General features: G+C 47.9%; 12 protein-coding genes. All 12 read right to left on the bottom strand.

Annotation, left to right across the window (positions count from 1 at the left end):
• Positions 1-84: 84 nt before the first annotated feature.
• On the bottom strand, positions 85-1,023 hold the full coding sequence (gene cysK / locus G9G54_RS23110) for a cysteine synthase A (RefSeq protein ID WP_061831241.1): 939 nt from the start codon (positions 1,021-1,023) through the stop codon (positions 85-87).
• Between the two features lie 250 nt (positions 1,024-1,273).
• Entirely contained in the window at positions 1,274-2,206 is a 933-nt protein-coding gene (locus G9G54_RS23105) for a peptidyl-prolyl cis-trans isomerase (protein WP_165179764.1), read from the bottom strand.
• Between the two features lie 20 nt (positions 2,207-2,226).
• On the bottom strand, positions 2,227-3,111 hold the full coding sequence (gene hslO, locus G9G54_RS23100; RefSeq protein ID WP_165179763.1) for an Hsp33 family molecular chaperone HslO: 885 nt from the start codon (positions 3,109-3,111) through the stop codon (positions 2,227-2,229).
• Between the two features lie 219 nt (positions 3,112-3,330).
• Positions 3,331-4,098: a type III pantothenate kinase gene (locus G9G54_RS23095; RefSeq protein ID WP_076294550.1), complete on the bottom strand. Its 768-nt coding sequence runs from the start codon at positions 4,096-4,098 to the stop codon at positions 3,331-3,333.
• 6 nt (positions 4,099-4,104) lie between these two features.
• A complete protein-coding gene (gene nadC / locus G9G54_RS23090) occupies positions 4,105-4,995 on the bottom strand; it encodes a carboxylating nicotinate-nucleotide diphosphorylase (RefSeq protein ID WP_061831244.1) in 891 nt (296 codons plus the stop codon).
• Positions 4,985-6,598 carry an L-aspartate oxidase gene (gene nadB, locus G9G54_RS23085; RefSeq protein ID WP_165179762.1) on the bottom strand — a complete coding sequence of 538 codons (1,614 nt, stop codon included), beginning with the start codon at positions 6,596-6,598 and terminating at the stop codon, positions 4,985-4,987. The genes nadC and nadB overlap by 11 nt, the downstream gene beginning before the upstream one ends.
• Positions 6,599-6,875: 277 nt before the next feature.
• Positions 6,876-8,915: an ATP-dependent zinc metalloprotease FtsH gene (ftsH, locus tag G9G54_RS23080; RefSeq protein ID WP_165179761.1), complete on the bottom strand. Its 2,040-nt coding sequence runs from the start codon at positions 8,913-8,915 to the stop codon at positions 6,876-6,878.
• Between the two features lie 97 nt (positions 8,916-9,012).
• Positions 9,013-9,552, bottom strand: a complete 540-nt coding sequence (hpt, locus tag G9G54_RS23075; RefSeq protein WP_025721686.1) for a hypoxanthine phosphoribosyltransferase — start codon at positions 9,550-9,552, stop codon at positions 9,013-9,015.
• Positions 9,553-9,599: 47 nt separating this feature from the next.
• The gene (gene tilS / locus G9G54_RS23070) at positions 9,600-11,048 is read right to left on the bottom strand and encodes a tRNA lysidine(34) synthetase TilS (RefSeq protein ID WP_165179760.1); all 1,449 of its coding nucleotides are present in this window, start codon (positions 11,046-11,048) and stop codon (positions 9,600-9,602) included.
• A 66-nt stretch (positions 11,049-11,114) separates the two neighbouring features.
• A complete protein-coding gene (locus G9G54_RS23065) occupies positions 11,115-12,053 on the bottom strand; it encodes a protein kinase domain-containing protein (protein WP_061831248.1) in 939 nt (312 codons plus the stop codon).
• Positions 12,037-12,786 (bottom strand): VWA domain-containing protein, encoded by a 750-nt coding sequence (locus G9G54_RS23060; RefSeq protein ID WP_165179759.1) that lies wholly within the window; start codon positions 12,784-12,786, stop codon positions 12,037-12,039. Before G9G54_RS23060 ends, G9G54_RS23065 begins: the two co-directional genes overlap by 17 nt.
• 126 nt (positions 12,787-12,912) lie before the next feature.
• Positions 12,913-15,420 carry a stage II sporulation protein E gene (gene spoIIE / locus G9G54_RS23055; RefSeq protein ID WP_165179758.1) on the bottom strand — a complete coding sequence of 836 codons (2,508 nt, stop codon included), beginning with the start codon at positions 15,418-15,420 and terminating at the stop codon, positions 12,913-12,915.
• Between the last annotated feature and the right edge of the window lie 7 nt (positions 15,421-15,427).

The raw sequence follows: 15,427 nt of genomic DNA, 5'->3' as shown, positions 1-15,427 counted from the left end.
TCTCTCCTTAAAAAGAAACCCCCACCCCCCTGCAACAGGGAAATGAGGGAATCCTTACGTATAGTATACACAATTACGACATAATTACAGCTCGAAATTGTATAGTGGCGTACTCAGGTAACGTTCTCCATTACTTGGAACAATGACAACGATCCGTTTACCCTTGCCCAATTGCTTAGCAAGTTTCAAAGCCGCATGAACAGCCGCGCCAGATGAAATACCGGACAAAATGCCCTCTTCCTTGGCCACTCTACGTGCTACCTCGAAAGCTTCATCGTTTTCTACATGAATAATTTCATCATAGATATCACGGTTTAAAATTTCAGGAATAAAGTTGGCACCTAGCCCTTGGATCTTGTGGGGTCCTGGCTTACCGCCTGCTAACAGCGGGGAAGAGGCGGGCTCTACAGCCACCACTTTGATATCAGGGAATTCTTTCTTAAGCACTTCTCCAGCACCAGAAATGGTTCCGCCAGTGCCTATTCCCGCTATAAAAGCATCCAGAGTTCCGCCAATGGAACGAATGGCTTCCACAATCTCAGGACCGGTCGTTTCACGGTGAATTTTGATATTAGCTTTGTTCTTGAACTGCTCAGCAGCAAAATAATCCGGATTTTCACTCAGCAATTCTTCCATTTTCTTAACGGACCCATTCATGCCTTCTGATCCTGGTGTTAACACAAGCTCGGCTCCATAAGCACGCAACAAATTACGACGCTCTATGCTCATCGTTTCTGGCATAACGATGACTGCCTTATAGCCCTTCGCAGCAGCTACCATAGCCAAGCCGATTCCTGTATTACCGCTTGTTGCTTCAATAATGGTACCGCCTGGCTTAAGCAGACCTTCACGTTCAGCTTCTTCTACCATGCTAATCGCAATACGATCTTTTACACTGGAGCCTGGGTTCTGATATTCCAGTTTCAAATAGATTTCGGCGCTATCTTCCGGTACGATCCGGTTGAGGCGAACGAGGGGTGTTTCTCCGATAAGTTCGGTAATGTTATTAACAACTTTAGCCATGATAATTCCTCCCTGACTGTAGATGATATATTAAAAATTGCGAAATCATATTGTAGATGATTCTTAGTCAATTACTTTAATTTAGTGCCGTTCATTAATTTCCGATAAAAATAGTTGGTTTTATACGCTAATCATAACAATCTTCAATTCCAATGTCAATACGAGTGAATAAGCCGCGATGCTGTCAACTCGCGTTATCAGCATCGGGCTTCCTTCAAACCAATATTCTTTCACTACGTTACAGAGAAGCTTAGGATGCATTCTTTCCAGATAAAATACGCGCTCCATATTTATCACGCAGACCCTTCTCGACCTCTTCCAAAGGAGCGGCTTGTGCAAGCGCAAGAGATCGGCGAATTTGCTGTCGGATCTGCTGCTTATCCGGAGAATTCTTGAACCGGACATCCTGTACATAAATGACAGCATAGCCATCGTTAACAGAGATCGGACCTGCAACATCCCCAGAGCTTAGCTCTCTCGCCGCCTTCATGATCGCCTCCGGTTGCAATGGATCATATTCATCCACCCATCCCAGCTGTCCACTGCTACCTTTGTCGAAAGGCTTACCCGCATGCTCTTGAATCAGCACATCGAAGCTCTCCCCCTGCTTAACCCGATCTAGCAACGCTTCTGCTTCCTCCGCATTATCTACATAAAGAGCTGCCAATTGGATCTGCTTATCGACGGCAAATTCCTCAGGATGCTGCTCCCAATACTCGTCAATCTCCGCTTCCTGAACCTGAATACCCTGCGTGGCTATTTTCTCCAAACCAATCCGGTATTCCGCTTCATTCCGCAAATCAACCGGACCTAAGCCAAACTGTCGCTGCATTTCATCAAAATAGGCATGATCTGAGTCATACCCTTTACTATCCTGCTCCAGCACCTGCTGTAGATCCTCTTGGGTGACCTTGATACCGAGACGCTTGGTTTCAGCCTGCACGGCTTTACGATTCAACATTTGCAACAGCGTATTGGTTCCATATCGCTTTTTCAGTTCCGCTACCCACTGTTCCTCCGATATGCCTTCCTGACCCATCTCCGCCACAGTATGATCGCCGTCATCCTTGCTTACATCACCCGGCTTTGACAGCCCCCGAAGCATGATAAGACCACCCAAGGCGACGACGCTAACGGTCAGAATAATGACAGCTGTCCATAATCCTTTTTCCCGTGTAGTCATCGCTTGCACCGCCCATCCGGTTAGGCTTTGGCTTGATCTAACAGATTTTGCAATTCATCTTTATTAAATTGATAAGCCTCATTACAAAAGTGGCATACGACCTCAGCCTGTCCTTCTTCCTCAATTAACTGTTCTAATTCGCTTTCTCCCAAACTGATCAATGTTTTTTCCACGCGCTCACGTGAACACTCACATTGAAAATGAATATCCAATTCATCGAGAATCCGAACGTCCGGCAGCATCCAGCGCAGCATTTCATCAAGTTCCAACCCTTGATCCAGCAAAGCAGTAACGGGTGGAATGGAGCTGACTGCATTTTCGATCGCAGTAATCTCATCATCATTCAAGCCTGGAAGCAACTGAATAATAAATCCACCGGCCACAATAACCGAGTTATCAGTATCTACCAGCACACCCAAGCCCACCGCTGACGGGGTCTGTTCCGATTTGGCAAAATAATAGGTAAAGTCCTCACCCAGTTCACCGGAAATAATCGGAGTACTGCCGCGATACGGTTCTTTTAACCCCAAATCCTTGATGATATGAATGAACCCCTCTGTACCTACGGCACCCGCTACATCCAGTTTGCCCATACTATTGCTCGGCAAATGCACATGCGGTTCAGTAACATAACCTCGCACTTCCCCTAAAGCATTGGCATCAACGACGATTTGCCCAATCGGTCCATCACCTTTAACTTGGATGGTCAATCGCTCTTTGCCTTTTAGCATAGAACCCATAATAGCACCTGCTGTGAGGGTTCGCCCCAAAGCAGCGGTTGCCGTAGGATGAGTATCATGCCTTCTCCGCAATTCCTCTACCAATTGAGTTGTCCGAACAGCAAAAGCTCTAACCCTTCCATCCATGGCTGTGCCACGAATAAGTCGATCCTGCTTATTTTCCATATTGATATCCTCCCCTATTCACCAGGACAGCTATGCTGCTTATTTTCGTTAGTATTGCTCATCATTGAAGCATAATTTCCTACTATATAAACAACCTGCATCTACAGATCACGCGAATTGTTCAAAAACGTAACATATTTCAGTATAGACGAAAAACGCCGCTAATCCAAACCGATAAGATCATTCGGTTGGACTCAGCGGCAGCTTATATCCACTTTTTTATTCGGCGTTACGTTGGTAAATGATGCGTAATCCTTCGAGCGTCAACATCGGCAACACCTTCTGAATGCTCTCTGTCTCTGATGCGATTAGCTCTGCAAGACCTCCGGTAGCAATAACCGTAGGCTCAGCCTGCATTTCTTCCTTAATGCGCCTCACAATGCCATCCACTTGCCCAGCATAACCGAAGATAATCCCAGCTTGCATGGCATGGACCGTATTACGACCAATAACCTTTTTGGGTTTCTCCAACTCGATGCGGGGCAGCTTGGAAGCCCGTTGATACAGTGCCTCCGTCGAAATCCCGATCCCCGGCACAATGACACCGCCCAAGTAGTTTCCCTTATCGTCAATACAATCAAACGTCGTCGCTGTTCCAAAGTCCACCACAACCAGCGGCCCGCCGAACCGTTCGACAGCCGCAACAGCGTTCACGATCCGATCCGCACCTACTTCACGAGGATTCTCATAACGCAGGTTAAGACCAGTCTTGATCCCCGGCCCGACGATTAACGGCGTTTTGCCTATGTATTTATCGCACATTTCTTCTAATACACGGACCAATGGCGGAACGACAGAGGAAATAATCACTCCCTGGATGTCATCCTTTAATACGCCCCCCATACTAAAAAGATTATGTATGAGTACGCCGTATTCATCTGCGGTTGCCTGTCTGGAGGTACTGATCCGGTAATGGTGCAGCAGCTCCCGCCCTTCGTATATCCCCAGAACAATATTGGTATTACCTACATCCACTACAAGAATCAATGGGTGTCACCTATCTTTCTTTGCGTTAAGGTCAAGGCTGATATCCAGGTTATGAAAAGAGTATGTCAGCCTGCCTACAGAAATCACATCTACGCCACTCTCAGCCATCTCACGCACTGTATCCAGCGATACATTGCCCGAGGCTTCTGTTTTGACATGTGGTGCCCGTTCCCGAATGAACCGAACGGCTTCCTTCATATCTGGGGCAGACATGTTATCCAGCATAATGATATCCGCCCCAGCTTCCAGGGCTTCCTGAACTTGTTTCATGTTTTCCGTCTCTACTTCAATCGTCATCGTATGCGGTATATTAGCGCGCGCTCGACTCACAGCTTGTTCAATCCCACCTGCGCCCTTAATATGATTATCCTTAATCATAACAGCATCGTACAGGCCAAAGCGATGATTCGAGCCACCGCCTACACGAACAGCATACTTCTCCAGCAGTCGATGTCCCGGTGTTGTTTTACGTGTATCCACCAAGCGAGTGGACAGACCATGCAATTGATCTATAAAAGCCCGAGTCCGCGTGGCAATACCAGACATCCGTTGGAGCAGATTTAACGCCAATCGCTCCCCGGTCAGGATTGCATGGGTACTCCCCGTTACTTCTGCCAAAACGCTCCCCTTTTCAATCCACTGTCCATCGACTACCAGCGGAGTGAACGACAAGGAAGGGTCCACTACCTGAAATACAAGGGCAGCCACGGGTAACCCCGCAACCACGCCGCTCTCCTTGGCATGAATGACAGCCTTGGATTGGTGGCCCTGCTCAATTGTCCAGCGCGTAGTCACATCGCCAGAACCCGTATCTTCTCGCAGCCAGCTGCGAATTTGTGCCGTCAGTTCTTCCTGATATCCACTAAACTCTCCATAAAGCTCGCTGTTAGATGTCATGAACGTACTCCTCCGTTATCCCTTGCTCACGTCGTTGCTGAACATGCTTTCGCCAGACGCTATCATCTGTCTCAGGAAAATCCTCGCGATAATGCGCTCCCCGGCTCTCCTCACGTAGCAGCGCACCATCTGTTACTAATAAAGCACAGGTGAGCAAATTGGCAAATTCGATCTCTTCCCGGCTAGCGATCACAGCCTCAAAAATAGGCATTAGCCCTTGCAACTCATCTAATGCTGCTTGCAGCCCTTCGCCGTGCCGACGAACTCCAGCATAACGAACCATTGCTTCTTGCAGCCTATGCCGCTGCTCCGCGACGGATGAAGCCGGGAACTCTGTACGGTTATCGCTATAAGATATCAACGTATGGCCGACTAGCGGTGGCAATGAATGCAGTCGCTCAATAATCCTGCTGGCGAATACAATAGCTTCAGATAACGAATTGCTCGCCAGACGATTAGCTCCGTGAACACCTGTAGAAGAGGTTTCCCCGCAGGCGAACAAACGCGCAATGGAGCTTTCCCCGTGTAGATTAGTCTGAACACCACCCATCATATAATGGGCAGCAGGCGCAATGGGGATCGAGTCTGTCGTCATATCCAAACCAAATGACAGACATGTCCGATAAATGGTTGGAAAACGTTGCTTCACCCGCTCAGGTGGCTCATGCGTAATATCCAGGTATACAAACGCAGCTTGGGTGCGTTCCATCTCATGAATGATAGCACGAGCTACGATATCTCTGGGTGCAAGCTCCTGCCGGGAATCATACTTGTCCATGAAGCGTTCTCCGTGAATATTGCGTAATACGGCTCCTTCTCCCCGTACAGCTTCGGAAATTAGAAACCTTGGAGCGCCCGGATGGCACAACGCCGTAGGATGAAACTGTATGAATTCCATATCCCGTACAATCGCCCCCGCACGATATGCCATAGCGATACCATCCCCGGTTGCAATATCTGGGTTGGTCGTATAACGGTATAATTGCCCGCTACCTCCTGAGCACAAAATCGTTGCATTAGCAGTGATATACGACCTTTCCCCACCTGGCTTTTGGACGAGGGCTCCAATACACTCACCATGCTCCGTCAGCAGATCAATTACCATGCACTCTTCCCACACTTCGATACTGGGATGGGCAGCAACCTGCTTTGACAACGCACGAACAATTTCATAACCCGTAGCATCTCCATTTGCATGCAAAATACGCCGATGACTATGCGCTCCTTCCCGTGTCAACGCTAGTTTACCATCCACACGATCAAAGGCCGTTCCCATACGTATTAACTCTTGAATACCAACTGGACCTTCATGAACAAGGGTACTGACTGCCTCAGATTCACACAGACCTGCACCAGCAATCAGAGTATCTTCCATATGATAAGCTGGTGTATCCTCGTCCGATGTGACAGCAGCAATGCCGCCTTGAGCATAACGCGTGTTGCTTTCCATCAAAGTCTTCTTGGTAATCAGCAACACTTTCCGATTCTCCGCAGCCTTAATCGCCGTATATAAGCCCGCAATGCCTGAGCCGATAATTAATACGTCGGCCTCCAATCGGGTCAATTCCGCTACATCAAAATCAACTAGATATCTTGGAATCATGCCTTCACCTGATTTCACAGAAGAATAGCGCACACCATAGGCTCTACAGTATGCGCTCACGTATATGTTCAAAATGATAGAGAGTCGATTGCAGCGACTGTTGGCTTTTATAAGCTAAGAAGACGACAGCCGTTTATTTAACAATAAATGTACACAACGTTCCGATGTCTGTCAAATCACGTTAGCAATAATCTTCCATTTAAAAAACTCCGGAAAACCAATAATACCTGGTTCCCCGGAGCTTACCTATACGTTTATTCAACTATCCATCGGATGATTAGGTTGTTGTCGGTGGAGTACCACCGGAGTTGCCCGAATTGTTATCATCCTCTGGCTTTTTCAGATTAGGGATATCATTGGGTTGATCCGTTGTATTCTTAGGCTCGTCATCCTTACCTTGAATACGTACACGGACATCGCCAATGTTGTCGATCACAGGCTCACCCTTTTCCGGTGTTCCTTCTCCCTCAGTCGTGCCACCATCCAAAGAACCTGTCTCGATCAAACGTTTGATTTGTTCAAGTTCCAGAGTTTCCTCTACCAGCAAGGTTTGAGCAATCAGATGAACCTCTTTGGAATACTTGGTCAGGAGTTCTCTAGCACGCTCATAAGACTCAGTGATGAAGCGATTCATCTCCTGGTCAATCTGATAAGCGATCTGATCACTGTAGTTCTGCTCATGACCGATATCGCGTCCAAGGAATACTTGGCCTTGTGAAGTACCGAACTGCATCGGACCGAGCCTCTCACTCATACCGTATTCTACGATCATGCTACGTGCAATGCTTGTTGCTTGCTGGAAGTCGCTATAGGCCCCCGTTCCGATCTCACCAATAAACAGTTCCTCGGATACGCGTCCACCCAACAATCCAGTGATTTTGTCCAGCAATTCCTGCTTGGTTGTCAGCATGCGGTCTTCCTTCGGAAGCATGATGACATATCCGCCTGCACGTCCACGTGGGATAATCGTTACCTTGTGAACCATGTCGGCATTTTCCAAGAAGAAACCAATAATCGTATGCCCTGCTTCATGATAAGCAACAATTCGTTTCTCGCGGTCACTGATTACGCGGCTGCGTTTTTCGGTACCTACGATAACACGGTCGATGGCTTCATCTACTTCCCGCATCGAAATATCTCTGCGGTTACGACGAGCTGCTAACAAGGCAGCTTCGTTCAGCAGGTTTTCCAAATCAGCGCCCGTAAAGCCTGTTGTACGTTTCGCAATTACGTCCATTTTAACATCCTTTGTTAATGGCTTGTTGCGTGCATGTACATACAATACTGCTTCGCGGCCTTTAACATCTGGACGGTCAACCGTAATTTGACGGTCAAAACGTCCTGGACGTAGCAACGCAGGGTCTAGAATATCCGGACGGTTTGTAGCGGCTACGATGATGATACCTTCGTTTGCGCCGAATCCATCCATCTCTACGAGCAATTGATTGAGCGTCTGCTCACGTTCATCATGTCCGCCACCCAATCCAGCGCCACGTTGACGTCCAACGGCATCAATTTCATCAATGAAAATGATACAAGGTGCGTTCTTCTTCGCATTCTCGAACAAATCGCGAACACGGGAAGCTCCGACCCCGACGAACATTTCTACAAAATCAGAACCCGAGATGCTGAAAAACGGTACTCCGGCCTCGCCTGCAACAGCTCTCGCCAAGAGTGTTTTACCCGTACCTGGAGGGCCCACTAACAGAACACCTTTTGGAATACGAGCACCCACAGCTGCAAACTTGCGTGGGTCCTTCAAGAATTCTACGACTTCGACAAGCTCTTGCTTCTCTTCGTCAGCCCCTGCCACGTCCTCGAATGTAACCTTCTTCTTCTCTTCGTTATACAGACGGGCTTTGCTCTTGCCGAAGTTCATAACTTTGCCGCCACCGCCCTGTGCCTGATTAAACAGGAAGAAGAACAACAGGAACATGATCACCAAAGGAATAATAGAAGTCAAAAACGTCAGCCAAATGCTTTCGCCTTCCATTTTCTTCTGCACGTATTCAAACCCGTTCGTTTCGCTGGCATTCACCAGTTCACTTAGTGCTTGATCCGTTGGTGGAACATATACGGAAAAATTGGTCGATTTAGCATTAGCCGGCTGCTTCTTATATGCACCGGTTACAAGATAGGCGTAACCGTCAAATTGGACCGTTACTTTAGAGATGTTATTAGCTTTAACCTCTTGCCGTAATTGGTCATATCTAGGGAGATCGGAGGCTTCGTTACTGTTGCTAACAAACTGAACGATACCCACCACAACTAAAAAAAGAATCAAATAAAAACCAGAATTCCGGATGAACCGATTCATCCCCTACCTCCTCTCGAGACACTTAAGTTATTTTACCATAGCCTGTAAGTCCTTCTCAACAAAGGGCCTTATTTAGTCCTAGGACTGGAGGCTGAGATTAGCTGGTGTAGATTTCCGGCTTCAAAATCCCTATGTATGGGAGGTTCCGGTAGTGCTCGGCATAGTCCAGACCATAGCCGACAACAAACGCATCTGGAAGCGTAAATCCAGTATAATCTGCTTCAAGATTAACTGTCCGGCGTGCAGGCTTGTCGAACAAGGTTACGACACATACCGAATTGGCATTACGGTTTTTAAGCAATTCAATCAAATGCGTCAGCGTCAGGCCGCTGTCGATAATATCTTCGACAATCAGAACGTCGCGTCCTTCCACAGATGCGTCCAAATCCTTAATGATTTTGATGATACCTGAGGATTTTGTGGATGCTCCATAACTTGATACAGCCATGAAATCAAGCTCCAACGGCACTGTAATGGTTTTAACCAAATCAGCCATAAAGATAAACGCACCTTTCAGTACGCAAATCACCAATGGATTTTTACCTTCATATTTCACGCTGAGCTGTGCACCCAATTCCTTAATTTTACTCTGAATTTCTTCTTCGCTGATCAATATTTCCTGAATATCATTTTGCAACGGTGTAAACCTCCTAAGTTTATACTATGAAAGCCGTTCCTGCGCAATTACCGGTGCCCCGGACTCTCTCGTCTTTGCCATGACATATATATAACCGAAGACGTGTGCTTTTGCACCGCGGCATGTACAGAACGTCGTACGCCCGGAATCCAGAGAATAGCCCCAGAGTGGTCGCAAACGATGGGAGTAACGGAACGCATTGAAGGAGGTATTTTTTCATCAATAAAAATATCTTTAACCTTTTTTCTTCCGTTTAATCCCATTACATACATGGTATCTCCAGGTAATCGCGAGCGTACAGTCAAAGGCAGACTCAATTGATCTGCGTCGAACCACGCTTCCTCCTTATTCGCCGGATGGTCCGCATCCGAATAGGAAGCCCTTCGCCACCGCAGTATACCTCCTGCCTCAGGCAACTCTAGCTCACCGGAAATAGGCAATACACTTAGTCCATAGCACCATTCGCCCATAACGACTTGCGTACGGTCAAACAAAACCGCCTGGTCATATTCGCGGACTCCAACCGCACCGCCTCCCAAATCCAAACTCCATGTAGACGATGCCTCTTGGAGAAGTCTTAGTCGAACGGTCTCAATTTTACGAAAATCAAAATTTTCACTGTCCGAAGGCAGATAATTTAATATTAGTTTAATCAACCTCCGTTGTAAAGCAACGGATAGCTTACGGTATGAAGCGATGGGAAACATGTACCTGCCATTATCCAAGCGTACCATTTTCTCGTATGCCGACAGCGTGGATGCCTCCATAAAGTCATTTTCGTCAGCCATCGTTTCGGCCAGCCGGTTTAGGGACGGTGTCAGTCGCTCATTATATTGCCCCAAAAAAGGAAGCACATCCATGCGAATGGCGTTACGACGGTATTTGGATGATAAATTAGTGCTGTCTATCACATAGGAAAGACCATAAAAGTTACAAAACTCAATCAGGTCAGCCTTGTACATACGTAGCAGCGGGCGAATGAGTTGCACATTTTTTTCCCTGCGCGCCAAACGCATACCCGCCAAACCTGCTGGGCCGCTACCCCGCAGCAAGTGCAAGAGAACCGTCTCGGCTTGATCGTCGCCGTGGTGAGCCATTGCAATATGCTGTGCTTCCCACTTTGTAGCCATATCATGTAAAAAGCTGTAGCGCAGCTCGCGAGCTGCTTCCTGTGGTCCCTTCCCGCTCTCCTTCATATAAGCGGGTACATCCACCCGAGTCATTTCAAATGGTAGTTCGAGCTTTCGGGCAATATTGCGTACCTCTTCAGCCTCCGCATCCGATTCCTCTGGTCTGAAGCCATGATGAACGTGAGCGCAGACGAGTTGTAAAGGCATATGTATAACGGATATTTCATGTAAAATGTGCAAAAGGGCCACCGAATCCGGCCCACCGGATACAGCAACCACAATGCGGTCTCCGGGGCTCCACAGTGAATGATCTCGCGCCAAGGCGAGCACTTCCTGTACAACACCGGTCGGTTTTGTTGTTCCCATTTACGACCCTCTTTTCTCCCGACCGTAAAAATGATGATCATCTGTTATCTTATGTAAGTCATGCTGCTACCTTAACGCAATCCAGAGCGCTCCGGCAAGCAGCAAAAGCGATACCGTGAAAGCATATCCCAGCCAGCGTGGGTTCCCTTTTTTGACCGACGATTGCCTGACATGTGCGGAAGCCAAACGTGACCAAGATCGGGCCGCTGCACGAGTATCGGAATATTCTCCACGCACTGCACCCAGCAGCCATTCGGCATAGGGGCGCAATACACGGCTACGGCGAATGATGACCGTCAATTCTGCCGTATTCCGCAGTTGTGGCAGCCTACTCGCAGCGGTCTTTAATGATTCGCTCTCCAATATATGAATCGTTAGAAGAGCGAAGGCAAACAGGTCATACTGGGAATCGGCATTTCGGCTGCCAGCATTCCAGAATCCCCTGTCATACCACTCTGTGAATTGTTTAACACTCCGACCAGCAAGGGACACTCCACCATAGTCAATTAATTCAGCCTCTCCATAGGCATTGACCAAAATATTCTGCGGCTTCAGGTCGCCAAACACCCATCCTGCCTGATGGAGATCCGCCAGACGATTCAGTATACCAGTTCCAGCCACACCATACCATTCCGGCCCTTTGGCTGCCACAAAGCGATGAAGCGGATCACCCTTAACATATCGCATAACATAAAAGGGGATTTCTCCGCTGCGTAACACTACATCATCCACCTCAAACAAAAAGGAAGGATTTCCATTTCGCTGAAGGGCGGCCTGAGTCCCCTGAGACTGCAATGTGGTCAGCACATTAATCTCCGATTGCAGATCAAGCGTGTTCTTCCCCATTTTCAGAGCAAATTGCCGATCGGCCTGTGCTTCTTTTACCAAATATACAGTTCCGTTTGCTCCCCGGCCCAGCAAGCGCTGGATGACATAGCTGCTCCGCTTCCACTTGCCCTTGATGACCGTTCCGGGTGCAAGAACGGGATCAGACGACGTAGTCACCGAGCATCCCTTCTCCTTTGCCATAGGATTCTTCCATATCTTTCTGTTCTCCTAGTGTAACATATCGGTAATAATCAATCACTTGTAAAATGGCAGGACCTGTCGGTGTTGCCCCTTTCATCCGCAAGCGTCCAAATATCGATTTGATCTGGTTGAGCTCAGAGGTCCAACCGATATCCATGACTGCGTCTTCTCCCATTTTACCGCCCGGAAAATGAAATACAGATATACGGCTGTGTCCGCTTCTGGACTGTAAACTGAGCAGCAAATCACGGATGCTGTCCTCTACAGCAGGCAGCTTGGGCTTCATGCTCGCACTTGCATCAATGAGCAAAGCAATCTCCAGGGTGCTTGTTTCTGTCAGTTCATCCATCACCTCAACCACTTGGGCTCGTTTGGCCGGAGGAAGTTCACCGATATGTTTGGCGCCACCCTCACCCAGAATGTGCGTTAACTCTCTATTAACCGCCTGCTGAATGGTTTGAACCACCGTCTTGCGCGTCATCATCTGCATGGTCTGCGCCAACTGCTTCGTCCCTACGATTTGGCTAAACCCTCCCCCTGCTTTAGCAATTTCTTGAATCTCCGCACTGCCAAGCTCGCCAATAGTTCCATAATCTATGACTCCGGCGACGTTCACTGTAATACCTTCCCGTAAAGCCTGGGCAGCCGCCATGACTGGACTAACACCTACATTTGAGCATCCGTCTGTAATGATCAAAATTTGCTTCATCGTTTTTTGACCTCCGCTTCCTCTTAATCTATCCCGATAGATTCTATCTTTGCCTAATCCGGAACGATTCAAACGAAGGATGCGGATTTTTAAAAATGGGTAAGGAATTTCCCGGGCAATGTCGGCTTAGCTCACCGTCCGTGGACGTTCCAACCACCTCATGCCAGGTACATGGAGAGTTGCCCACTCTGGGCGGAAGTGGTCGATTTTACTAACAACTACAGTCATATCATCATAGATTTGATTTTGCTGGTATCGAATAACCCGTTCTAGCAAACAGTCGGCCAACTGCTGAGGATCTTCGCTTTCAATTTCCTGAATCATGCGTTTCATCCATATTTCCTTATTAACCGCGTAACCCGGTGAGTCGTATATACCGTCTGTAATCATAATGAGAATATCGCCCGGCTGGAGCTGCAATGATACCAAATCAATTTCAATATCCTGTATAATGCCAATCGGCAAGTTGCTGGCAGATACAGGGATGACCTCCTCCCCTCTTTTAATAAAGCTCGGCGTAGACCCAATCTTCATAAAAGTTGTCTGGGCCGTGTACTGATCAATCAGCGCCATATCGACCGTAGCATACATTTCTTCAGGTGATCGCAGCATCAGGACAGAGTTAACCGACTTGATCGCCAACTTTTCGTCCATACCCGATTGTAGTAATTCCTCCAAAATGTTAAGTGCTGCACTGCTTTCTTGCTGCGCGCGCTCTCCGTTCCCCATACCATCACTTAATGAGACTGCAAAAGTCCCGTTCCCTAGCTCCATCATGCTGTAGCTGTCTCCTGAGAAAAAATCGCCTCCTTTGGCGGCACTAGCTACCCCTGTAGCAATCTCATACGTTTTAGCGGAGCCGAACATGACTGTAGCCAAGCCTTGGCGGCGATCTGCCTCCGTTTCGCGCATCACAGCTATATGCTCGTCCAGTATGTCCGACAGAAGTGGAGCAATGATTTTCCGACATTCATCAAATCCCCTTGTATAGGCATGGACAATCTCAATTTCTACCTGACCTGCATCCAGGTTAATAATCTCGATGGATTGGATGGACAAGCCCAGTCTATCAAGAGCCTCTCGTATTTGCTCCTCCTGCCGATGCATGGTCTGCCCTTCCCGCTGAATTTCTCGCGCTAAATCCTCCATAATTTGTGATACACCCGATAGCTGGTCAGCAACAAGCTGACGACTATCGTATACTTGGCGCTTCCACTGCATATTATGTTGGTAGAGGCTATACTGCTGCTTCATCACTTGCAGGACAGCGCCCGTTTTAGCACATGCCTTGCTCCATTGCGGGGGGATCTGCTCCGGCTCCAAATCCGGGTTATCCTCAATGGCGCTCATCATTTCCGTCATATACTGATGGGTTTGCATAAACTTGCCGTCCCAGCACTGCTCACACTTGAAGCAGGAGGCACATGTCCCTTCTGCCACCGCATTCATAAAGTGTTCGATTTCTCCGTCCGACTTCGTGCTCTCACTCGCAGATATCTGGTGAAAGCTGCGGGATAGCTGACTGAATACACGGGAAAACTTCGTTACCCGCTCTGCGGTGAGATCGCGGACCCTTTTGGCATATTCATGCTGAGATTTGGCGTGGTCCTGCGTACCGGGAACATAGGTAGAAACCGCTTTAAAGAAACTTTTTGGGGTCATTAAGAATAATAGAATCGCCGCACAACTCTCCCAAGTTGACGTCAGCACGTCTCCGGTTCCGTCCAAATAGATCGTCAGAATTGAGGAGCCTAGCAGCATCCCAAGCGCAACAGCACCCTTTTTCCCTTCACGCAGCATCCCTGCCAGCAAACCTGCAAAAGCGAGTAAACTCATCTGCACAATTGCAGACATATTGGCCAAGCTTAAAATTAAACCGGTAATTACACCGACCGATGCGCCCAGCGAGGCACCTCCCACCAGAGCAAACACCAAGACCAAATATCGCGATAGTACATGATCGACAGACAATGAATGAACAGTCCAGCCTACTGCTCCCGTCATCACAGAGGCTAATAAAATAATAAGACATAAAATTTCCTCATTCTTGAGCTGGCTTGTCTTCTTGCGGTACGTAAACAACGGTATGGCCTGCGTGAACACCAGCGTGAGCATAAAACTGAGAACCGCATCCGTTCCCACAACGATAAGCTCATACCATGTAAAAGTTGGAGCCATCACGGCGTTAAATAAATTGACCATAAACACCGACAAGAAAACCATAAGCGGGGCATAGGATAATTCCAGACGGTCGAAGGTTCGTAGTCCGCGATACAGGAGATAAAATACCAGTAGCTCGCCACCAATCATAAATAACGATGGGTAAGGAGCTAACAGGCTGCCTAACACAACGGATACAGCTACAGGCAGCATCAGATCACGCCGAAGAAACGTTATGACCGCAAAATAAGCGAGGGCAAACGGAGAAAGCTCGTCCAAAATAGTGGCGCGTCCCAGTAGAACTCCCATAGCTGACAATAGCAGCATCCATCTTTGCGCCGTTACCCATTGCACCACTTTATGTGAATCCAGCCGTTTCTTGAGTCTGGAAGACCACCCTTCCGTACGCTCTTTGGATTTGGACTTTCTAGATTTTAACCCCGGAAAATGTACCACGTTCCATTTCTCCATCATGCGTCAG

Origin of the sequence: Paenibacillus sp. EKM212P (assembly GCF_011066115.1) — a bacterium.
In the GTDB taxonomy this organism is placed as follows: Bacteria; Bacillota; Bacilli; order Paenibacillales; family Paenibacillaceae; genus Paenibacillus; species Paenibacillus polymyxa_B.
This window is presented reverse-complemented; position numbering and strand designations above follow the sequence as displayed.